The 23,334-nt window shown below is 74.7% G+C and carries 9 protein-coding genes; 1 reads left to right on the top strand and 8 read right to left on the bottom strand.

What is annotated here, in order from left to right; translation table 11 throughout:
* Positions 1 to 2: 2 nt before the first annotated feature.
* Positions 3 to 1,496, bottom strand: a complete 1,494-nt coding sequence (locus ACGF5O_RS10035; RefSeq protein ID WP_393809417.1) for an amino acid adenylation domain-containing protein — start codon at positions 1,494 to 1,496, stop codon at positions 3 to 5.
* 516 nt (positions 1,497 to 2,012) lie between these two features.
* Between ACGF5O_RS10035 and ACGF5O_RS10030 the strand changes: the two genes are divergently transcribed.
* Positions 2,013 to 4,145 carry a BTAD domain-containing putative transcriptional regulator gene (locus tag ACGF5O_RS10030; RefSeq protein ID WP_393809416.1) on the top strand — a complete coding sequence of 711 codons (2,133 nt, stop codon included), beginning with the start codon at positions 2,013 to 2,015 and terminating at the stop codon, positions 4,143 to 4,145.
* 94 nt (positions 4,146 to 4,239) lie between these two features.
* On the opposite strand, the gene ACGF5O_RS10025 is transcribed toward ACGF5O_RS10030, so the two are convergent.
* The 7 genes from ACGF5O_RS10025 to ACGF5O_RS09995 form a co-directional block, all read right to left on the bottom strand.
* Positions 4,240 to 5,535, bottom strand: coding sequence for an MFS transporter (locus tag ACGF5O_RS10025; protein WP_393809415.1), 1,296 nt, complete (start codon positions 5,533 to 5,535; stop codon positions 4,240 to 4,242).
* Positions 5,532 to 12,374, bottom strand: a complete 6,843-nt coding sequence (locus ACGF5O_RS10020; RefSeq protein WP_393809414.1) for an amino acid adenylation domain-containing protein — start codon at positions 12,372 to 12,374, stop codon at positions 5,532 to 5,534. The genes ACGF5O_RS10025 and ACGF5O_RS10020 overlap by 4 nt, the downstream gene beginning before the upstream one ends.
* Positions 12,375 to 12,436: 62 nt before the next feature.
* Positions 12,437 to 13,183, bottom strand: coding sequence for a hypothetical protein (locus ACGF5O_RS10015; protein WP_393809413.1), 747 nt, complete (start codon positions 13,181 to 13,183; stop codon positions 12,437 to 12,439).
* Positions 13,177 to 15,876, bottom strand: coding sequence for a beta-ketoacyl synthase N-terminal-like domain-containing protein (locus tag ACGF5O_RS10010; RefSeq protein WP_393809412.1), 2,700 nt, complete (start codon positions 15,874 to 15,876; stop codon positions 13,177 to 13,179). Before ACGF5O_RS10010 ends, ACGF5O_RS10015 begins: the two co-directional genes overlap by 7 nt.
* Complete coding sequence (locus ACGF5O_RS10005) at positions 15,873 to 20,240, bottom strand: MupA/Atu3671 family FMN-dependent luciferase-like monooxygenase (RefSeq protein WP_393809411.1); 4,368 nt, start codon at positions 20,238 to 20,240, stop codon at positions 15,873 to 15,875. Before ACGF5O_RS10005 ends, ACGF5O_RS10010 begins: the two co-directional genes overlap by 4 nt.
* Positions 20,237 to 21,010: a TylF/MycF family methyltransferase gene (locus tag ACGF5O_RS10000; RefSeq protein ID WP_393809410.1), complete on the bottom strand. Its 774-nt coding sequence runs from the start codon at positions 21,008 to 21,010 to the stop codon at positions 20,237 to 20,239. Before ACGF5O_RS10000 ends, ACGF5O_RS10005 begins: the two co-directional genes overlap by 4 nt.
* Positions 21,007 to 22,866, bottom strand: a complete 1,860-nt coding sequence (locus ACGF5O_RS09995) for an AMP-binding protein (protein ID WP_393809409.1) — start codon at positions 22,864 to 22,866, stop codon at positions 21,007 to 21,009. Before ACGF5O_RS09995 ends, ACGF5O_RS10000 begins: the two co-directional genes overlap by 4 nt.
* Positions 22,867 to 23,334 lie beyond the last annotated feature (468 nt).

The following is a 23,334-nucleotide window of genomic DNA, read 5'->3' as shown; positions in this document are numbered from 1 at the left end:
CGTCACCGGGTGCGGGGGCGGCGTGCGCCGGCGGTCTTCTCCAGCTCGCCGCGGTCCAGCTTGCCGCTGAGGGTGAGAGGCAGCGTGGGCAGCGGCAGGAACCTGGCGGGCACCATGTGGGTCGGCAGGAACGCCGCCAGCTCGGCGGGCAACCGCTCCGCGAGCGTGTCGTCGGCTTCGTCGCGGGGGACGAAGCACGCGACCAGCATGGGTTCCCCGCGCGGACTGGGCACCACGACCACGGCGCCGGAGGCCACCCCGGGGCATGCGAGGAGACGGCTCTCGATCTCTCCCAGCTCGACCCGCATACCGCGCACCTTGACCTGACCGTCGGCCCGGCCGAGGCAGCGCAGGGTGCCGTCGTCGTCCCGGACGGCGAGATCACCGGTCCGGTACCAGGTCCGGCCGTCGGCATCGCGGACGAACGCCCGCTCGGTCAGCTCGGGGCGCCCCAGATAGCCGTCCGCGATCCCCCCGGCGAGAAGGATCTCCCCGGTCTCCCCGTCGGCCACCGGGCGCCCGTCGGCCCTCAGTTCGACGTCGACGTGCGGGAGGGCGCTGCCGATCGGGGTGCCCGGGGCGTCCCGCCGCGCCAGCGTGCGCGGGGTCAGCTCCTGCCAGGTCGCGTACACCGTGCCCTCCGTCGGGCCGTACAGATTGTGGTAGGTCGCGCCGGGGGAGAGCCCCAGATCGGCCCAGCGGGAGACCACCGTCGGTTCCACCGGCTCGCCCGCGAGCAGAACGCGGCGCAGTGCGGGGAAGGAGGTGCCGGTCCGCTCGGCGGCGTCGAGCAGATAGCGGAAGACGGTCGGCACCTGGCTCAGGACCGTCGCGCCCGCCTCGGCCAGCAGGGAGGCGAGGCGACGTGGGTCCCGCAGCGCCTGCTCCGGCACCGCCAGCAGCCGGGCGCCGGTGACCAGCGGAGCCCATGACTCGGCCAGACTCACGTCGAAACAGGGGGACGTGGACTGGGCCCAGACCTCGTCGGCGCCGAGGCCGAGGGACGACACGAAGCCGCGGAGGAAGGCCGCCAGACTCCTGTGGGACATCACCACACCCTTCGGGCGGCCCGTGGAGCCCGAGGTGTGGATGACGTAGGCGGTACCGTCCGGTGCGGGCGATGCCGGCGAGTCCGCCGCCGGAGGGGTGCTCAGGGTGAATCCCTCGTCGGGACCGGGCTCGACCACCGTGCGGGCCCCGGCGTCGGCGAGTACGAAGTCCTGGCGCGGTCGCGGATAGGAGGGGTCCACCGGCACGTAGCCGCAGCCGTGCCGCCAGATGCCCAGCACCGCGGCGTAGACCCGCCATCCGCGCGGCATGCGCATCCCCACGAGCTCGCCGGGCCGGACGCCCGCGTCCACCAGCATCTGCCGTACCGTTTCGGCAGCCGTGCCCAGTTCGCCGTACGTGACATCCCGGGAGGAGTCGGTGACGGCGATCCTCTCGGGATGGTCGGCGATGCTCTTCTCGACCCAGACGTCGACCCGGTCGCCCATGACGCCGAACCACCCTTCCGCTGTGTGCCATTCGTGGTGCGCCAGGCACCGTCGGCGGGACGCTAGACACTGAACGGATGCGAGTCAATACGTTCCGTGACCGTTCCGGATCGGTGCCCGGCGCGGATGGGTGGCAAGGGGGAGGCGGGACGGCGCCCGGAACTGGGGGATCGGCCGGGAAGGGGCGTGATGGGATCGGCGGCGGGCCGCGCGGGCAGCCCGGGGCGGGGGAGCCGCCGGAACCGGAAGAGAACCTCGGGTGCATCCTGACGCCCTGTCACCGCACCCCGTACGGAGGAGGCGAGGGGAGGGTTCCGCACGCCGAAACTCCGTCCGTGAAGCGGCACTTGTGACGGGACGAGGCTTTTCGTACCCCCGCTACCTTGCTGCCGTGCAGGTCGGTGAGGCGGGTGCGGCATGGCCCGCGCCGTCCGCCCCGGTGATCGTGGAGGGCCAGCACAGCCGTACACACCACGGCAACGCACGCCAGGGACGTACCAGAAGCCGGAGACGCCCATGCCCCAGCACGAACTCCCGAAGCCAGACCACGAGGCCGCGCACGGACCGGTGTTCAAGGTGCTCGGCCCCCTGGAGGTGTGGGACGGGGACCGACGGGTCAACCCGGGCGGCGTGAGACAGCGTCACGTCCTCGCGACGCTGCTGATCCACGCGGACCGGGTCGTTCCCGTGAACCGGCTGATCCGTGCGGTCTGGGACGAGGAAGCGCCGTACACGGCGGGCAACCAGGTGCGCAAGATGATCTGGAACCTGCGCCGCAGGCTGCCCGACTCGGTGCGCATCCTCACCGAAGCGCCGGGCTACCGGCTCGTGCTGAGCCAGGGCCAGCTCGACGCCCGTACCTTCGAGACCCTGCTGGGCCGCGCCGGTGCCGCCGTCACCGAGGGCCGCGCCGAAGAGGCCGTCGAGCATCTCTCCGGCGCCCTGAAACTGTGGCGCGGCCGTGCGCTGAGCGGACTGAGCGGCGCCGTCGTCGGGTCGGGCGGCCGGGACCTCGACGAACGACGCCTCATCGCCACCGAGCGGCTGGTTGACCTGCGGCTGCTGAACGGGGAGGCGCGGGCGCTGGTGCCCGACCTGTATTCCCTGGTCAACGCCCATCCTCTGCACGAGGGGCTGCGGGAGCGGCTCATGCTGGCGCTCTACCGGATCGGCCGACGCGCGGACGCTCTGCAGGTGATGGCCCAGGGCCGGGCGGAACTGGTGGAGCTGGGCATCGAGCCCGGCACCGGGCTCAGCCGCCTCCAGGAGCGCATCCTCAGGGACGATCCGGGCCTCATGCTTCCCGAACCCGAACCCGAACCCGAAGCTGGACCTGGACCCGAAGCCGGCCCTCGCCCTGTACCCGGAACTGCGCCCCGGTCCGAGGACGAGCCCGACTGCGATCCCGCCTCCGCCCCCGCCCTCCTGCCCGCCTCCGCGTGGACCGTGGACGGCACCACGGGAAGCGTCTCACCACCCGCAGAGGCGACCGTGGCGACGGCCGCCGACCGGGGACAGGATCACGGCAGCCTGCCCTACGACCTCAAGGACTTCACCGGACGCCGCCGGGAACTGGACGCCCTCCTCGCCCTCGGCGCCGCCGTCACCGACCGGGCCCCCACCATCGTGACCCTCACCGGCATGCCCGGGGTCGGCAAGACCGCCCTCGCCGTGCACGCCGCCCACCGCCTGTCCGCCGCCTTTCCCGACGGACGGCTCCACCTGGACCTCCAGGGCCTCACCCCGCACAGCGGCCCCCCGACCCTGGCGGAGGCACTGCGGCACCTGCTGCTCACCCTGGGCACACCCGCCGGAGACGTTCCCGACGACCTCGACGCACGGTTGATCGCCTGGCGGCGGGCCGTGGCCGGACGGCGGGTGCTGATGATCCTCGACGGAGTGGTGGACACCGCGACCGTGCGCCCGCTGCTGCCCGGCACCGGCGGCTGTCTCGTCGTGGTGACCAGTCGCACCGTCATCGGCAATCTCGACGGTGCCGTCCCGATCCAGCTGGGCCCGCTGTCCGAGGAGGAAGCCGTCGGCCTGCTCGGCAGCATCATCGGCACGCACCGGATCGGCGACGCCGGCGAGGCCCGCGACCTGGCGGCCGTCTGCGGGCGGCTCCCGCTCGCGCTGCGGATCATGGGCGCCCGGCTCAACAGCCGTCGCGCCTGGAGCCTCGCCCAGGCCGTCCGGCGGCTGCGCCGCCACGACCTGAGGCTGCGCGAACTCACCCTCGCCGACCGCAGTGTGGCCACCGGGATCGGCCAGTGCTACCGCGGACTGAGCCCCGCCCAGCAACGCATGCTGCTCGCCCTGCGCGCGGCACCGTCCGGCAGCATCGACGAACGGACCGCCGCCCGGCTGGCGGGCGTCAGCGCCGCCGAGGCGGAGGACGCCCTCGAAGGACTCGTCGACGCCTGCCTGTTGCAGTCCCTTCCGCAGCCCGGCGGCTACGCCCTGCCCGAACTGGTCCGCAGCTTCGCGGTCCAGGAGTCGGCCACGTCCCGCCCGACCCCCGCGCAGACGCAGCTCCCGCCCCGGACCGGGCCCCGGCCGACGGAGGGCCGCGCGACCCCGACCGGCAACCGGCCCAGGCCCGACGGCGCCCGGCGCCGCGGCCCCGCCGCCCGGCGGTCCGCAGCCTGAGCTCTCGGTGAGGGCGGGGGATGTGCCACGGCCCGGGGAACGGAGGCGATCGCCGCGGACTCCGCCGGACCCGGCCCGTGGCGCGACGCCTGGTTCACCGTCCGGCGGCCCCGGCCGTCCGGACTGCGGTGTGCCTTGGCAGCGCGGTGCGCAGCGGCAGCAGAAGGAGACAGGCCCCCGCCATCCCGACGGCCCCGACGAGCAGTGCCGTCGGGGCCCCGGCGCGGTGGCCGAGCCAGCCGCCGGCCAGTCCGCCCAGCGGTGCCACGCCCAGGACGACCGTGCGGATCGAGGCGTTGACCCGGCCGTACAGCTCCTCCGGGGTCAACGTGGTGCGCAGGGTGCGCTGCGTGACGTTGAAGACGATGACGAGGGCGCTCGTCACGAAGTGGGAGCCCGCCACCAGAACGGGCACCGCCAGGGCGGGCGCGTGGACCGCGGCCGGTACCGCGAGGCCGGCGGCCCCGGCGAGGGCCAGCGTCGCGAACAGCGTCCGCGTCGTCCCCAGCCGTCGCGCCACGCCGCCCGCCACCAGCGCGCCCGCGCAGGCACCGGCACCGGAGGCCGCGTACACCGTGCCGATCCAGGACGCCGGGAGAGTCAGGCTGTGGGTGAGGAACACGAGCAGCGGCGGTTCGCTCACGAACAGGAACAGGTTGAAGACGGTGGTCGCGAGGGTCACGGCTCGCAGCGGGCGGCTGCGCAGGACGAAGGCCGCGCCGATCCGCATCTCCTCCCGCAGGGCCGTCCGGGCCCCGTCCGCTTCCCGCGCCGCACCGTTCTCCTGCCCTGGCGCCTCCGGCCGTCGCGCACGCTCCGTCTCGGGAAGCCGGCGGGTGAACAGCGCGGACACCACGTATACCGCCGCGTTGCACAGCAGCGCCCACGGGCCGGTGAGCAGCTGGACCGCCACGCCGCCGACCGAACTTCCCACGATGGTCGCCCCCGACGCCGTCAGCTCGAACCGGGCGTTGGCGCGGGCCAGGTCCTCGGGGTCGACCAGGGTGGGCAGGCAGGCGCTGTATCCGACGTCGGACACCGCCCCCTGAGCGCCGATCAGCAGGGCCAGCACCGCCAGCAGGGGCAGCGAGAGCATCTGGCACACCGCCGCGACGGGCACCGCGAGCAGCAGCGCGGCACGGACGAGATCGGCGCCGATGAGCAGGCGCCGCCGGGAGTGGCGGTCCACCCAGACCCCCGCGAACGGACTGACCAGCAGGTGCGGCAGGGTCCCGGCAGCGCTCAGCAGCCCCAGCTCCAGCGCGTCGGCGCGCAGGGTCACCGCCCCGACGAGGGGGAGCGCCACGACGGTGACGTTCGCGCCGAACTGAGAGGCGGTCTGCGCGGCCCACAGGTGTCCGAAGGCGGAACGGCGCAGGGGCGGGTTCATGAGCGGCTCGTCTCCTCACCCAGGTCCGCGAGGACTTGCGGATGCCGCACCAGGCCCTGGTGGTCGGTGTCGACCTCCCGCAGTTCGAAGTCGCCCGCCACACGGTCCCGCCAGCGCCGTACGTCCGCGTCGGAGACGTCCCGGCTGCGGTGGAAGAGCAGCGCGCCGTCGTACCGGGGCGGCCGGTACCGGCTCAGCGCCCGCAGGTGTGCCCGGAAGACCGCGAAGTCGGCGTCGGGCGCCTCGCGCAGATGGCGTTCGCGCAGCTCGTCCTCCGAGGGCGGGCGCGCGCCCGGGTAGGCGCTGTCGAGGATCGCCAGCAGCGACACCTTCTCGCCCCTGGCGCGCAGTCGGGCCGCCAGTTCGAAGGCGACCACACCCCCGAAGGACCAGCCGGCCAGCCGGTAAGGGCCGTTGGGACGGACCCGCAGGATCTCCGCCAGGTGGACCTGCGCCACCTCCTCCACGGACCCCAGCGCGCGGGACATGCCGAGCGCGTGGACCGGGACTCCCGAGGCGGCCAGTTCGCGGTAGCACAGGATGGTCCCACCGACCGGATGCACCGTGAACAGGGGATCGCGCTCACCGGTCCGGCCGTCCAGCAGCGCGGCCTGGAGCGCCGGGGTCGAGTGGTTCAGAACCGTGCCGACCGGCAGGCGCTCACCGAACTCCTCCTGGAGCAGGCCGATCAGCCGCAGGGCCGCCAGCGAGTGCCCGCCCGCCATGAGGAAGTCGTCGTGCGCCCCGACCGGGCCACGGCGCAGGGCCCGCTCCCAGACGGCGGCCACCCGTGCCTCGGTGGGAGTCCTGGGCGCCGTCCACGTGGCGCGGTCCGCGTCGGGCCGGGGCAGCGCGGCATGGTCCAGCTTGCCGTGCCGGGTCAGGGGCATCCGGTCCAGCGGTACGACCACCGAGGGAACCTGGTGCTCGGGCAGCAGCGTCCGGGCGAAGCGGATCAGCTCGCCGGGCTCGACCGGCGCCCCCTCGGTCACGGGTGCCCCTCCGGTCACGGCGTCCGCCGCCCGTGGCCCCTCGCCGGACGACCAGGTCACGTACGCGACCAGGCGGTCACCGTCGGCCGTGACCGCGCAGTGGCGCACCGCGGGGTGCCGGGTCAGGGCCACCTCCGTCTCGCCCGGCTCCACCCGGAAGCCTCGGATCTTGACCTGCCGGTCGGCGCGGCCCACGAACTCCAGTTCGCCGCCGGGCAGCCGGCGTACCAGGTCCCCGGTCCGGTAGACCCGGCGCGTGGTGCCGTCGGGCAGTTCGATCCGCGGGAAGGAGCGCGCGGTCGCCTCTGCGTCGCGGTGATAGCCGAGCGCGAGCTGGGTGCCCGCGATGTGGAGTTCGCCCGGTACCCCGAAGGGCACTTCCCGGCCGTGCCGGTCCAGGACGTGCAGACCGACGCCGTCGACCGGGTGGCCGATGGGCACGCCGTCCCCGCCTCCGGGGACGCAGCGCCACCAGGTGACCTCCACCGCGGCCTCGGTCGGACCGTAGAGGTTGAACAGCGCGGTGTCCGGCAGGGCGGCCAGGAAACGGTCCTGGAGCGGGCGTGGGAGGACTTCCCCGGTGCACAGCACGCGGGTCAGGCCCGTGCCGACGGCCGCGTCGGGGTCGTCGAGGAACGCGTCGAGCGCGGACGGCACGAAGAACGCGGCGGCGATCCGTTCCGCGCGCACGAGCCGGGACAGGGCGCCGGGGGTGCGGGGCGCCTCCGGTCCGGCCACAACCACTGTGCCGCCCGACGTCAGCGGCCAGAACAGCTCCATCACCGCGACGTCGAACGTGCACGACGACTGGTGCAGCACCCGTTCCCCGGGCGACAGCGCGAAGGTCTCCCGCAGCCACAGCAGCAGGTTGCACACGGCTCGGTGGGGCACGACGACCCCCTTGGGCTCGCCGGTCGAGCCGGAGGTGTGGATGAGGTAGGCGGGATCGTCCGCGGACACCGCCGGCAGCGTCACCGGGGTACCGCTGGGCCCGGCCTCCCCGTACACCTCGGCCTCCGCCTCCGGGGTCCGAACGTCCGCCTCCGCCTCCGGGGTCCGAACGTCCGCCTCCGCCTCCAGGGCGCGAACGTCCGCCTCCGTCAACGTCAGGTGCAGACCCGCCCGTTCGGCGAGCGCGGCCCGTCGCAGGGGCGGGTCGCGCGGATCCAGCGGGACATGGGCGGCGCCCGCCTTGAGCACGGCGAGGAAGGCGACCGCCTGGAGCGCGGACCGCTGGAGCACCAGCCCCACGAACCGCCCCGGACCGCAGCCCCGGCGTACCAGCGCGGCGGCCAGCCGGTCCGAACGGGCCGCGAGTTCCCGGTAGGTCAGGACGTGTCCGTCATGCCGCAACGCGGCCAGGTCGGGGGTGCGCCGGGCCTGTTCCGTGAAGAGCGTGTGCAGCAGGGTGGGTCCGCTCCGCCGAGCGTCCGCCTCGACCTGGCGCCGGCCGGGGGAGCGTTCCGGCTGCGACAGCAGGACGGCGTCGGCGTACGGGGAGTCGGGCCGCCCGGTCATGGCGCGCAGGGCCGCCGTGTAGTAGCCGTGGGCGAGGGCGATCCGGTCCTCGGTGAAGCGGTCCGCGTCCCACCGGAGCCCGAGGCGCAGTGCGTCGTCGGCGCTGTCCAGCGAGAACTCCGCGCCGAACGGTATGTCCGCGTCGGCTGACCCCTCCTCCGCCACGATCTCGGGCGCGCCGGGCGGCAGTTCACGCTCGACGTGGAAGTGGGTGAAGTTGAAGAACGTGGTGAACAGGGCCGGCCGTCCGGTCACCCGCATGATCTCCGCCATCGGGTAGTGGACGTGCCGCTGGATCCGCAGATCGGCCTCGCCGGCGGCCCGGACGAGATCCGTCCAGCTCCCGCCGGTCATGGCCAGGCGCAGCGGGAGGGTGTTGACGAACAGTCCGATGGTCCGGTCGCCGTCGGGCTCCGGAACCCGGCCCGGGCAGACCGTGCCGGTGACCACGTCGTCCGTGCCCGACAGCAGGGCCATGACCCGCAGATGGGCCGCGAGGAGCACGGTGCGCACCGGCACGCCGAGGCCGCGCGCGAGGCGGGTGACCCCCTGGGAGAGGTCCGCGGTCACGGGCCGCTCCAGGTAGCGCATCGTGGTCCCGCCGCGGGCGGAACGCCGGCCGGGCAGTTCCGTCAGCGTCATGCCCGCCAGCTCCCGGCTCCAGAAGTCCCGCGGCGCCGGGTCGTCGAGCGCGGCCCGCTCCAGGGCGACGTAGGAGCGGAACCGGGCGGCGGGCGGCGGGCGTACGCCGGTCCGGGCGTACCGGGCGAGGAGTTCCACGAGGAGGGAGCGTTCGCTCCAGCCGTCCATGACGGCGTGGTGCTCGGTGACGAACAGCCGGGTCAGGTCGTCGGTGAGCCGCTGGAGGTGGAAGCGGATCAGGGGCGGCCTCGATGGCTCGAACGGGGTGGTGCGTTCGGCCTCGAACCGCGTCGCCGAGCGCTCCTGCCGGTCGGGCAGGCCGCGCAGGTCCTCCACGGTCAACGGCACCGGGACGCGCGCGTGGACGAGTTGGACGGGCTCGGTGAACCCGGTCGGCTCGAACGAGGTGCGCAGCAGTTCGTGGCTCTCCGTCAGGCCCGCGACGGCCTCCCGCCAGGCGTCCGCGTCGAACCCGCCGCGCAGGGTGCACGCCTTGACGTTGTGGTAGAGCCCCGAGCGCTCGCTGTGGAAGAACATCCCGGCCTGGAGCCGGGTCATCGGATAGGCGTCCGTGATCCCGGCGCCGATCCGGGCCCGGTCCTCGGCGGGGAGCAGGGCGAACGGCTCGTGCGGGTCCGGTGCGGTCGGTGGCGCGCAGACGGCGACGGCCGCCAGCTCGCGGACCGTCTGATGCCGCAGCAGGTCGGCCACGTCGATGTGCAGCCCCGTGTCCCGGGCGCGGGAGACGATCCGGACGGTGCGCAGGGAATCCCCGCCCAGCGCGAAGTAGTTGTCGTCCACGCCGACCACGGGCCGCTCCAGCACGTCGCGCCAGATCGCGGCGAGCGTCGCCTCGGCCTCGGTCGCGGGTTCCACGTGGGGGCCCACGGCCTGCTCCACGGGACTGGGCAGCGCGGACCGGTCGACCTTCCCGTTGGCGTTCAGCGGCAACCGGTCGAGCACCACCAGATGGGCCGGGACGAGATGGTCGGGGAGCCGCTCGCGCAGTCGGCGCCGCAGGACGTCGGAGCGGACCCGGGCGCGGGCGTCGGCGGAGGAGCCGGGCACGACGTACCCGACGAGCCGGCCGTCGCGGTGCGCGACGTACGCCTCCCGTACCCCGTCCAGTGCCGCGAGCGCCGCCCGCACCTCGCCCGGTTCGACCCGGAACCCGCGGATCTTGACCTGGTCGTCGATCCGCCCGTGGTACTCCAGCTCCCCGTCGGGCAGCGTCCGCACCAGATCGCCGGTGCGGTACCTGCGGCCCCCCGGCCCCGCCACGAACCGCTCCGCGGTCGGCCCCGGCAGACCGAGGTAGCCGTCGGCCAGTCCGGCGCCCTCCAGCCACAGTTCGCCGACGACGCCGCGCGGCACCGGGCGGCCCCGGTGGTCCAGGACATGGGCGCGCAGGTCCGGCAGGGTGACCCCGATGGGGCTGCCGGGACGTGGCAGGTCGGCCGCGGTCATCCGGCGGCACGTGGCGTGCACGGTGGTCTCCGTGATGCCGTACATGTTCATCACCCGGGGGCTGTCGTCGCCGTGCCGGGCGAACCAGCCGCGCAGCACGGCCGGGTCGAGCGCCTCCCCGCCCAGGACCACACGGCGCAGCGCCAGTCCGCGCGGCGCGTCCGCGTCGTACCGGATGAACTGCGCGAAAGCGGACGGCGTCTGGCTGAACACGGTGACCCGCTCGCGGCGGAGCAGCGCGTGGAGGCGTTCGGGCGACCGGGTGGTGTCCGGGTCCACGACGACCAGCCGCCCGCCGTGCAGCAGCGCACCCCACAGCTCCCACACCGAGTAGTCGAAGGCGTGGCTGTGGAACAGCGACCACACGTCGTCCTCGCCGAATCCGAACCACCGGTCGGTCGCGGAGAACAGCCGCACGATGTTGCGGTGGGGCACCAGGGTGCCCTTGGGGGTGCCCGTCGACCCGGACGTGTGGATGACGTAGGCGAGATCGTCCGGGGTCACCCCGGTGTCCGGCGCGGTGTCCGGGTGCCGGGCGAGCGAGGGGTCGGTCACGTCGACGCTCCGTCCGGCGAATCCGGGCAGAGCGCTGTCGGTGACGAGGACGCGGAGGCCCGTGTCGGCCGCCAGGTGCCGCAGGCGGGCCGGCGGGTGGGCCGGGTCCAGCGGCAGGTACGCACCGCCCGCCTTGAGCACCCCCAGCAGTCCCACGACCAGTTCGACGGACCGCGACACGTGCACACCCACCGGCGTCCCCGGACCCACCCCGTGCGCGCGCAGCCGGTGCGCCAGCCGGTTCGCCCGCCTCTCCAACTCGCCGTACGTCAGCGCGCGGTCGCCCGCGACGACGGCGACCGCCTCCGGACGCCGGGCGGCCTGCTCGGCGAACACCTCGTGGGCGCACCGCGTCACCACGGGCTCGTCCCGGGCGGGCGCGGCGGGCGCCGGCACGACCTCCACCCGGGACAGGGGGACGTCGGGGTGCTCCGCGACCTTCCGCAGCAGCCGCGCGTAGTGCTCGGCGAACTGCCGTGCCGTCGCCTCGTCCAGGGTGTCGCCCCGATACTCCAGGGTGCAGCGCACCCCTCGTCCCTCGTCCAGGACGTCCAGGAGCAGCGGGAACTTGGCCTCCGTGACGGGTACGTCGACCTCCTCGACACGCAGTCCGGGCCGCGGGGTGCTGGGCGGCTCGCTGTACCGCAGGGTGAACGCGGCCCGCACCAGCGGGGCACCGTCCACGCCCCGCTCCGGGCGGACGGCCGCCACGACCTCGTCGAACGGCAGCCGCTGGTGCCCCAGCGCGGCGAACAGCTCGTCGCGCACCGCGACGCTCAAGGCGCGGAAATCGCGGTCCGTGCCGACGTCGGCCCGCAGGGCGACGGTGTTGGCCAGCAGCCCCACCGTCCGGTCGAAGCGCGCGTCGGTCCGTCCGGCCACGACCGTGCCGATCACCACGTCGTCGACCCCGGTGTACCGGCCGAGCAGGATCGCGTAGGCGGTCAGCAGTACCCCGAACAGGGTGGTGTCCGACGCGGCGGCGAGCACGCGCAGCCGCTCGATCACCTCGGCGGGCGGGGCGAACACGTGGCTTCCGCTAGGCGCGCCCCGCGTCAGGGGCGGTGGAAAGGCGAGCGGCGGCGGCCCGTCGCCCAGCCTGTCCCGCCAGTACGTCCGCTCCCGATCGGCCTCGGCTCCTGTCAGGAACATGTCCTGGTCGGCGGTGAACACGCGGTACGGCACCGCGGGCGGCGCCTGCGCGGCGAACAGTTCCTCCAGCAGCAGACCCACCGACCAGCCGTCGCTGATGATGTGGTGCATGCACAGCAGGAGCCGCCACCGCCGGGGGCCCGTGCGCAGCAGCCGGACCCGGAACAGGGGACCGGCCGCCAGGTCGAAGGGGCGGTCGCGCTCGGTGTCCGTCCACCGGCGCACCGCGTCGTCCGGGAGGGACTCCCGCGCGGTCCCCGGCGGTTCGTCGTACCGCCAGTCGACGGCCGCGCCCTCGTCCACGACCTGGGTGAGCCGTCCGTCCCGGAGGGCGAACCGGGTCCGCAGCGCCTCGTGACGGTCCACCAGGCGCTGCGCGGCGGCGGCCAGTTCGTCCGGCCGCAGGTCACCGCTGATCAGGCGGGCCACCGGCAGGTGGTGGACGGCCGAGGGACCGGCCGCCGCCTCCAGGTAGTACATCCGTTGCTGGGCGCTGGACGCCGGAAGTTCCATGGTGGTCTCCGCTGGGGAAGTCGAGCGAGAAGGTCGTGTGCGGTGCCTGTGAGGGTGCGGGGCTACGCCGGGGTCCGCTCCTGGCCGGTGAGAGCGCCGTGCGCGGTCAGGAAGGAGACGACGGCTTCGGCCGTGCGCGGATCGCGCAGCAGGTCCGTGCGGTCGCACATGACCCGCAGGCCGTCGCCTGGCGTGTGCGCCGACAGGATCCGCAGGGTCGGGCCCGTGCGGTCGGGCGGTGGTGCGTGGTGGGCGGCCAGCAGATGGGCGAGCCACCGCAGCGCGGAGTCCGTGACTGCCGAGGCGAGGTCGTCGACCTCCCCGGTGGCGGCCCCGTCGGCGCGCAGGGCCGCGCCGACGTGGTCCGACAGCCGGGCCCGCGCCGCGGTGAGGAAGGCCCCGGGATCCGGGACCCGCGCGGCCAGGTGCCGCACCTCCCGGGGGTCCGGCCGGACACCGAGCTGGGCCAGGGTGGCGGCGTAGGCGGTCAGGACGGTCGCGGCGGTCACGGGTTCGGCTTCGAAGAGCACCAACGGCGCCGCACGGTCTCCGCGCCCGGCTCCGGCGGCGAGTACGGCGGCCAGCGGAGCCGAAGCGCAGTAGGCCAGCACCGCTCCGGCCGGTCCCGGTGGCCTCCCGGCGGACAGCGCGGCCAGGTACCGGCCGGGCGGGAGGGGCGGCGGCGGTACGGTGAGCAGGTCGCGCGGGCCGGGCAGGTCCAGCTCGGACACGCGGGCCTCCGGACGCTCCCCCGGGTAGTCGAGCACCAGCAGGGGCCCGTCCGGCCCGGAGCCCGCCGGGCTCACCACGGGAACCTCCGGCGGGCGAAGGGGTGGCCGGGCAGCGGGGCCCGTGGGCCGGGGCCGTTCAGCGCGGCCCAGTCGAGCGGTGCGCCGCGCCGGTACAGCGCGGCGAGCCCGGAGGGTCCCCAGAGGTACCAGGTGCTGTCGGGCAGCACCCGGCGGCCGAAGTCCCGCAGCACGGGCGTCGGCGCGATCTCCACGAAGTCCCGGGTGCCGGCGGCGCGCAGGGTCCGCAGCGCGGGGTCGAAGAGCACCGGGTACCGGACCTGACGCACCAGACAGTCCGCCTCGGGGACCGTCCCCGCGGGCAGGCGCTCTCCGTCGGCCGCGGAGGCCCACGGCATGCGCAGCGGACGCCAGTCGAGGTCCCGGGCGTGCTCGGCCAGCCGGTCCAGGACCGGTTCCATGAGGTGGGAGTGGTACGCGGTCGTCATCGGCAGCCGCCGGTGGGGCACCGCGTGCCGGTCGAGCCAGGACTCCGCCCGGTCCATCAGGGCCTCCGGGCCCGACAGGGTGTGCGAGGTGGGCGCGTTGTGGGCCGCGAAGTCCGCCCCTGTCGCCGCCGCCGCGTCGAGCGCCACGTCCACGGGAGCACTGATCGCCAGCATCCGCCCGGCTCCGGTGGACCGGGTCGACTCCTCGCGCACCAGCGCGAACCGGACCGCCTCGGCGAGCGGCAGGGCACCCGCCGTGCACAGTGCCGCCAGCTCGCCGAGGCTGTGCCCGACGACGGAACCGGGCCGTATCCCGGCGGACTCCCACAGCCGGGCGAGCGCGACCTGGAACACGACCTGGGCCGCCTGGGGCCGGTCCAGGACCTCGCCGAACGGTTCCACGACGGACCGGAAGACCGGCTCGTCCCGGAGGGCTTCGAAGTCCACCGCACCGGCGCCCTGGCCGCGGAACGCGAACGCCGCCTCACCGACCGCGACCGGACCTTCGCCGTGCGGCGGCTCGTCCCACCGCGGTGCGGCGAGCGCGGCGTCCAGGGCGTCGGCCACCTCGCGGGACGTCCGCCCCGACACCGCCAGCCGCGCGGCCGAGCGGGGCGGCCCGGCGTGCAGCCGCCTGGCCACGGAGCCCGCCGGGACGTCGTCGTGCCCGCGCAGCCAGTCGCGGAGCTGCTCGGCCCGGCGCCGCAGCGACGCCTGGTCCGGTGCGGCGAGCGGCACGAGCACCTCCCGCCCCGAGGCGCCAGCGACGGCGGGGGCGGGCGGTTGCTCCAGGACGACGTGCGCGTTGGTGCCGCCGAACCCCAGGGAGCTGACGCCCGCCCGGCGCGGTCCCGGCCCGGCCGGCCACGGTGCCTGTCCGGTGATGGGGAAGAACGGGCTGTCGGACCACGCCAGCCGGGGATCGGGGACGGTCGTGTTCACCGTGGGCACCAGTTCGCCGTGGCGCAGCATCAGTACGGTCTTGATCAGACCGGCCATGCCGGCGCACGTGTCGAGGTGCCCGACCGACGGCTTGACCGAGCCGAGGCCGGTACGTCCGGTGGGACCCGGCCCGGCGGTCAGCGCCTCGGTGAGGGCCCGGAACTCGATCGGGTCGCCGACGGCGGTACCGGTGCCATGGGCCTCCAGATAGCCGATCGTGTGCGGCTCGGTGCCGGCGCGCTCCAGGGCGTGCCGGACCGCGGCCGCGTGCCCGCGGACGGACGGGGCCGTGAAACCCGCTTTGGCCCGTCCGTCGTTGGTGACCGCCGACCCCAGGATCACCGCGTGCACGGTGTCGCCGTCGGCCAGCGCCCGCTCCAGCGGCTTGAGGAGGACCGCGGCGACGCCGTCCCCGCCCACGGTGCCGTCGGCGGCGGCGTCGAAGGCGCGCACGACACCGCTGGGGGACAGGATGTACTCCGGGTCCGGCGGCCCGTCGGGCGCGGGCGTGCGGCGGACGGCCGCGGCACCCGCGAGCGCCAGGTCCGCGTCGCCCGTCAACAGGGCCTGGACCGCCAGGTGCACCGCGACCAGCGAGGTGGAGCAGGCGCTCTGCACGGTCACCGCCGGGCCGGTGAGACCGAGGTGGTAGGCGACCCGGGTGGCCAGGAAGTCCCCCTGGCCGCCGATGAGTTCCGCGACCGCGTCCAGGGGGTCGCCGGTGGCCTCGGCCCGCAGGAAGTACGGAGGCTGCGGACCGTAGAGGTTCATGCCGGACCCCGCGAAGACGCCGATCCGCGTCCCGTCGTCCGGGTCCGGACAGCCGCCGTCCTCCAACGCGTGATAGCAGGTCTCCAGGAGCAACCGGTGCGCCGGATCCGTCCGTTCCGCCTCGCGCGGACTCATTCCGAAGAACGCGGCGTCGAAGGAGTCCACGTCGGACAGCGGCTCACCGACCGAACAGACCCCGGCCCGCAGGTTCCGCCAGAACGCGTCGATGTCCGGCGCGCCGGGGAGGCGGGCGGCCATGCCGATGACGGCCACCCGCCGGTCCACGGCCGCCGGCGCGCCGATCCGGGCCGGGGGCCGCGGCCCGGTCCGGTCGGTGCCGTCGAGATGCCGGGCCAGGGCGGTCACCGTGTAGTGCTCGGTCAGCGCGGCGGCGGGTACGGGCCGGCCGAACTCCCTCTCCAGGCGTACCCGCAGCCGGGTGCCGAGGAGAGAGGTCAGTCCCAGCCCGCGGAAGGGGACGTTCCGGTCGACCGGGTCGCCGCCGAGCAGACCGGAGAGAACTGCGGCGATGCGCTCCTCGGTGCCGGTCATCGCACACCCTCGAAACGCCGGGCGAGGGCGCGGATCGTCGGCGCTCTCAGGAACTCGGCCATCGGCACCCGGTCGCCCGTCTCGGTGCGGATCCGCTCCAGCATCCGCACGGCGTTCAGGGAGTTGCCGCCCACCTGGAAGAAGGACACCTCCGCGGGAAGGCTCTCCGCCCCCAGTTCCAGGCACCACAGCCGGTGCACCCGTTCCTCCTCGGACGTGGCGGGCGGACGGCCGGCCGGCAGCGTCCCGGCGACGCCCGAACTCCGCAGCAGCTCCCGGTCCAGCTTCCCGTTGGCGCCCACCGGGAGCCGGTCCACGGCGAACCAGGCCGCCGGGACGAGATGACCGGGCAGCGATTCCGCCAGCCCCGCCCGCAGGACGGACACCCAGTCCTCCAGCGGCTCCCGCAGCACCACGTGCGCGACGAGCCGCGGTTCCGGCTCGTGCTCCGCGAGCACCGCCGCCCCGGCCACCTGGGGCAGCGCGTTGAGCGCCGCCTCCGCCTCGCCCGGCTCGACCCGGAACCCGCGGATCTTGACCTGGTCGTCGGTACGGCCGAGATGGTCGAGGGTGCCGTCGCGGTTCCAGCGGACGACGTCCCCGGTACGGAACCAGCGCCGGGTCCCGTCGTCCACGAAGCGGCGCGCGGTGAGGGCCTCGTCGCCCGGGTAGCCGTCGGTCACCTGCTCCCCGCCGACCAGCAGCTCTCCGGGCACCCCGGGTGGGACCGGACGGCCGTCGCGGTCCTCGACGCGCAGCAGCACGCCGGTGACGGGGCGTCCGATCGGCGGACTCGGCCCGTCGTCCGGGGTCACCAGGTGCTCGGTGACGATGATCGAGGTCTCGGTCGGACCGTACTGGTTGAACAGACGTGTCCGCGGCTGGGCTGCCAGGAACCCGCTGAGCGGGGGCAGCATGCGCAGGGGTTCACCCGCGCAGAAGATCTCCCGCAGCGAGGGCATCGGCCCGGCGCCTCGCAGGAGCGCCGCCAGCGGCGTGCCCGGCAGGCAGAGGCGTTGCACCTCGTGACGCCGCACGATCTCGCCCACGGTCGCCGGGTCGAGGCGGTCGGCGTCGTCCAGGAGGACCAGTTCGGCCCCGACGGCGAGCGTCCCGAAGATCTCCTGCACGCTCACGTCGAAGCCGGGGGAGGTCCACTGGAGCGTGCGCAGCGCGGGGTGCGCCTGCGACTGCCAGCGCACCAGCGCGACCGGACCCCGGTGCGGCACCGCGACCGCACGGGCACCGCCCGTGGTCCCCGAGGTGAAGATCAGGTAGGCCGTCGAGCCGAGGTCGGTGCGCAGGCCCGGCGAGGTCGCCGGGAAGCCGGGATCCGCCCGCGGGTCGGTCAGGACGAGCACGGCCCCGCTGTCGCGCGCCATGGCGGTGCGCCGCGCCTCGGGCAGCGCCGGATCGATGGGGACGTACGCCGCCCCGCACTTGAGGACCGCCAGCACGGCGGTGATCAGTCCGGCTCCCCGGGGCAGGAGGACGGCCACCGTGCTGCCGGGGGACACCCCTTCGCCGATCAGGCGGTGGGCGAGGCGGTTGGCGGCGGCGTCCAGCTCGCCGTACCGGGTCGTGCCGTGCGGGCCGGACAGCGCGACCGCGTCGGGCGTGGCGGACACCGCCCGCTCGAACAGTTCGTGCAGACAAACCGGTTCGTCGGCCCCGACGACCAGGGCCGAGGAACCGTCCTCGGTCCGCTCGGGCTCCGCGTCCCCGGACCCGTCGTGGGACGCCACGAACCGCGCGTCCCCCTCGGTCAGTCCGGTCAGCGCGGACAGGGCGCCCGCCGAGTCGGCGAGTCCCCGTCCGAGCAGATCCTCGGTGTAGCGCAGCAACCGGGCGACGGTCTCCGCGTCGAAGAGGCGCTCGTCGTACTCCACCGTGCACCCCAGGCCGTCCGGGCGCGCCGTGAAGTAGAAGGTCAGGGCGAACGGCGCCTGCGCGCGCGGCACTTGCAGAAGCCGGGCGGACAGACCCGTGCCGCCCAGGTCCGCGTCGGCCTCCTCCTCGTACTCCACCAGCACGTCGAACAGCGGGTTGGTACCCGGGACCCGCTCCGGGTTGACCGCCTCCACCACGGCGTCGAGGGGCACGTCCCGGTGCTCCAGCGCGTCCATGACCGCGCCGCGCACCCGCCGTACGAGCCCGGCGAAGGACGGGTCGCCCGACAGGTCCAGACGCAGGGCCAGGGTCTCCACGTACATCCCGATCCGGTCCTCGGCGCCCGGCGGACGGTGGGAGACCGCGGTGCCCAGCACGACGTCGTCGGTGTCGCCGAACAGGCCGAGCACGGAGGCGACCGCGCTCAGCAGCGTGGTGAACGTCGTGGCGCCGACCGAGCGGCCGAAGGCGCGGACGCGCCGGGCGAGCGCGCCGTCGAACTCGTGCGTGAGGGTCGCGCCGAGCGCGGGGCGCGGGACACCGCGCGGCCGGTCGAGGGGCAGCCGCAGCACCGGGGCACCGTCCAGCAGCCGCTTCCAGAACTCCAGACCGTCGCCGGCCGGGGGCGTGTCCGGGACCGGTGCCGGGGAGAGCGGGGGCAGCAGAGCGGCCTCGCCCCGATGGCACGCCGCGAGATCGCGGAGGAAGACCATGGTCGACCGCGCGTCGAAGACGCTGTGGTGCGCCACCAGATACAGCAGGTGTCGGTCGGGACCGAGCACGCCCAGCGCCACCCGCCACAGCGGACCGGCCGTCAGATCGAAGGGTGCCGAACCGTACGCCGCGTGCAGCGCGGCCACCGCCTCCTCGCGCGTGCGCCCGGTGAGATCGGTGACGGGACAGTCCGGGGTGAACGACGGCCCGACGATCTGCCGCAGGACACCGTCCTCCTCCCGGAAAGCGGTGCGCAGCGCCTCCTGGCGGTCCACCACCGCGCGGAGCGCGCCGAGCAGCGCGTCCCGGTCCAGCGGACCCTCCAGCTCCACGGCCTTGGGCTCGTTGTGGACGGCGCGTCCCGGGTCCATCCGGTCCATCAGCCACATCCGCCGCTGCTGCGGGGAGGCGGGCGCGGCCACGGCAGGGGACGGTTCGTCCGCGGCGACGGCGGGCCACGGTTCGTCCTTGAGGACGGCCAGGTGGGGGAGGCCCGCCAGCATGTCCGCGGCCGGAAGGCCGAAGTCCACGAACGCGCCTATCTCGTCCACGCCCGCCCGCACCAGCGCGTCCAGCACCGGCCGCACACCGTGCGGGGAGCCGATGAGGGCGCGGGTCGCGCAGTAGCGGTCGTAGGCGCGTTCCAGCAGGAACTCGACGTCGTCGGCCGGGGTCCGGGCGAGGTCCACCTCGGCCCCGAGGCTGCGCACCGCGTTGTCGAACAGGGAGAGCGAGGACATCAGATAGGCGCGGAACGGCCCGTATGCCTCCTGCCGTGCCCGCTCGGCGTCGCCGCGCAGATAGGTGTGGACGAGGACGGTGACCCGCCCTTCCCGCGGGTCCAGCCCGCACCGGGCGCGCGTGCTCCGGTACAGCGCGATGTTGCGTGCCAGGTCGTCGACGTCCTGCTGCATCAGGTTGGTCACCACGCCCACGTCCTCGCGCGCCGCCCGTTCCCAGCTCGCGGGGCTGGACAGGACGGCCACGGACAGCGGCGGCCGTGGCTGTACGGGCGCCGGGAAGAGGGTCACCTCCACGGTGTCGCCGTCGCCGGAGACACCGGTGTGCGGCGTGCCCGACCACAGCCGGCGCACGGTGTCCAGGCGTTCGTACATCAGCTCGCGCCGGTCCTCGAAGTGCTCGGGCGCCAGGACGAAGTCGCCGGAATGCCAGCCGGACGCCACGCACAGCCCGGCCCGGCCGCCGGAGAGGTTGTCGACCATCGCCCACTCCTCGGCCACCCGGACGGGATGGTGCAGGGGCAGCACCACCGAGCCCGCGTGCAGCCGGATGGAACGGGTGCGCACCGCGAGCGCGGCGGCCAGCACCGCCGGGTTGGGGAACAGCCCGCCGAAGGAGTGGAAGTGACGCTCGGGCACCCACAGGGAGTGGAAGCCGTTGCGGTCGCCGAACTCGGCGGCGGCCAGCAGCGCCTCGTACCGCGCGGGTCCGTCCCCGTGCGGGTAGTCACCGAAGAAGTACAGGCTGAAGTCGACGGACCCGGCCGCCGGCGAGCCGCCGGAGACGTCCGTGTCCGGGGCGATCCTGGCGGTCACCGAGCGGACGGACAGCTCGTCCTCGAAGAGCGCGCGGACCGGCAGCCGCACCCCGAACCGGTCGTGGACCTTCCGGGTCAGGGCGAGCAGCACCAGCGAGTCCGCCCCCAGAGCGATCAGTGGCCGGTCCGGGTCGACGGAGTCCACCGGCAGCCCGAACACCTCGGCGACGAGGGCGCGCACGGCGGGGAGCGTTGCGTTCACGGGGTGGTTCCTTCCGGGGGCGTCAGGCGCCAGAAGGCACCCAGTCCGTCGATGTCCTCGATCTCCTCGGTCACCCCGTGGCGCTCGCGCCAGTCGTGCACGGCGGCACGGCAGGCCGGGATGTGGTAGTCGTCGACGATCACGAATCCGCCCGGGGACACCTTCGGGTGGAGGAGGTCGAGGGTCGCGACCGTGGAGGTGTACAGGTCGCTGTCGAGCCGGAGCACCGCCAGCTTCCCGATCGGCGCGGCGGGGAGCGTCTCGTGGAACCAGCCCGGCAGGAAGACGACCTGCTCGTCGAGCAGGCCGTACCGTTCGAAGTTCCCCCGCACGGTGTCCAGGTCCACGGCGATGACGTCGTTGTGGGTGTGCGCGGCCAGCTCGCGGTCGGCCGGGTGGGTGTCCGCGTCGGGCAGCGGCATGCCCTGGAAGGAGTCGGCGACCCACACCCGGCGGTCCGTCACGCCGTGGGCGCGCAGCACCGCCCGCATGAGGATGCACGCGCCGCCTCGCCAGACACCCGTCTCGATCAGGTCGCCCGGCACACCGTCCGCCAGCACCCGCTCCACGCAGAACTGGAGGTTGTCCAGCCGCCGTCGGCCGATCATCGTGTGGGCCTGGCTGGGCCAGTCGACGCCCAGTCTGCGGTTGAGCGGTTCGTAGACGGTGGAGGGCGCCCAGCCTGCGGGGATCGGCGGATCCTCGTAGATGGTGTTGGACAGCACCTCCTTCATGAGCTCCAGATACAGGTCCAGCGTCCGCGGGCTCATGCGTCCCCCACCGGGTCGGGCGTCTCGGTCAGTCGTCGGGCCAGCTCGCGCACGGTCGGGGCGGACAGGAAGCTGTGCAGGTCGACCCGGGCCGGGTAGCGGGCGCGCAGCCTGGCCAGGACCAGCGCGGCCGACAGGGAGGTGCCGCCCAGCGACTGGAACGGCTGGTCCCGTCCGATGCCGGTGTGGCCCAGGACCGCCGACCACACCGACGCGACGTCCCGCTCCACGGTCCCGGTCGGCGGGCCGCCCGCCGCGCCGGGGCCGGCCGGGGCGGGCAGCCGCGCGCGGTCGACCTTCCCGTGCGCGGTGAGCGGGAGCCGCTCCACGGCCTGGATCCGCGCGGGCACCAGATGGGCGGGAAGCGTCGCGGCGAGCCGGGTCCGCAGTCCCGCCGTGTCCCCGGCGACATGAGCCGCCAACTGCGTCTCCCCGGCGACCTGTTCGGCCGTCACCGCGCACTCGCGCACTCCGGGCAGGCCGCCGAGGACCGCCTCCACCTCCGCCGGGTCGACCAGATGGCCGCGGATCTTGACCTGGTGGTCGACCCGCCCGAGGAAGCGCAGCAGTCCGTCCGGATCCCGTGCGACGAGGTCGCCGGTGCGGTAGGCGGTTGCGGTCCGGCCGCTGTCCGCGGTCCGTGCCGAGTCGTCCGTGGTCCGCGACGGGCTGTCCGTGGTCCGTGCCGAGTCGTCCGTGGTCCGCGACGGGCTGTCCGTGGTCCGTGCCGAGTCGTCCGTGGTCCGCGACGGGCTGTCCGCGGTCCGCGCCGAGTCGTCCGTGGTCCGCGACGGGCTGTCCGTGGTGCCCGCCGAGTCGTCCGTGGTCCGCGACGAGTCGTCGGCGGGGACGAAGCGGCGTGCCGTCTCCGCAGGGTCGTTGAGGTAGCCGTAGCCCACACCCGGCCCCGTCAGCCACAGCTCCCCGTCGACGATCCGCGCCCCGAATCCCGGCAGCGGCGTGCCGATCGGCGGCAGGTCCGGCCAGGACGCGGGCGGGCCCGTCAAGGTGTGTGCGACGGCCACATGGGTCTCCGACGGACCGTAGTGGTGGTGCAACCGGCATCCGGGCAGTTCCTCGAAGAAGCGCCTGAGCCCCGGGGTGATCCGGAGTGCCTCGCCCGCCACCGCCACCTGCCGCAGCGAGCGCGGGACCGTACCGGTGTACGGCGCGAGCGCGGCGAGCCGGTCCAGCACGACCGGCGGCACGAACAGCCGCTCGATCCGCCACGCCTCCAGCAGTTCCGCAAGCCGCACCAGGTCCCGGCGTTCCTCCTCGGCGGGCAGCCGCAGTACCCCGCCGCTGCACAGCGCCGTGAACACCTCCTGCACGAACACGTCGAAGCCCAGCGGGGCGAACTGAAGGGTGCGCAGCGGCCTGCGCGAGGTGCTCGCCAGGGTCCAGTCGATCAGCGCGTCGACGGCCCGGTGGGGCATCCCCACCGCCTTCGGCCGTCCCGTGGAGCCGGAGGTGAACACCACGTACGCCAGCCCCTCCAGGGGCGGGCCGGGGCGTCCGGGACGCAGTTCAAGACCCGGGGCCACCACGAACCGGGCCCCGCTGTCGCGGTGGATCCGCCGGATCCGGGACGGGGGGTAGGCGGGGTCCACGACACAGAACGCGCCGCCCGCCCGCAGCGTCGCCAGGACGGCGACGAGCAGCTCCGCGGTGCGGCCCGTGCCGACGACCACGACCTCGCCGGGCCGCAGCCCCCGCGACGTCATGCGGGCGGCCAGCCGTCCGGCCCGCTCCCACAGCGCGCCGCGGGTCAGGACGCCGTCCGCCGACTCCACCGCGGGGGAGTCGGGACGGGACCGTGCCCGCTCCTCCACCAGCTCAAGAACGCGTGATTTCATCTGCGTCTCCTCCAGGACAGGACACCTCGGGCCGCTGCCGGAGCCCGGCGGGGCCAGGACCCCCGCTGCGCCAGCAGTGCACCAGAGCGGTGTTCCGGGTTCCGGGCCGAGCGGGTTCCGGCCCGGTGTCCGGCCGTTTCCGGCCACGCCCGCCTGCGCGGGGTGGCGGCGACGCCGGGAGGCGAACGGTGCCGGGGCAACGGGCTGCTGAAGGGGAGTGCGGGGGAGTGGCCGGCCAGGGGTTGCGGGGGAAGCAGTGGCGGTGATTGCCCAGAGGCCGCGGGCCGCAGTGATGGGGACTGCCCGAGGCTGCGGGCCGGGGTGGCTTCGGCCGTCGAGGGACTGCGGGCCGGGGTGCCTCCGGCCGTCCGGGGACCGCGGGTCGGCGCCGTGGCGACCGCCGGGCGTGGGGGACCGGGTGCGGCGTCGAGCGGCGGCGTTCCCGGACCGTGCCCTCCGCGTTCCGGG

Origin of the sequence: Streptomyces sp. NPDC048291, assembly GCF_043201715.1 — a bacterium.
In the GTDB taxonomy this organism is placed as follows: domain Bacteria; phylum Actinomycetota; class Actinomycetes; order Streptomycetales; family Streptomycetaceae; genus Streptomyces.
Note: the sequence above shows the minus strand (reverse complement) of the source record. Positions and strands in the feature narration are given on the sequence as shown.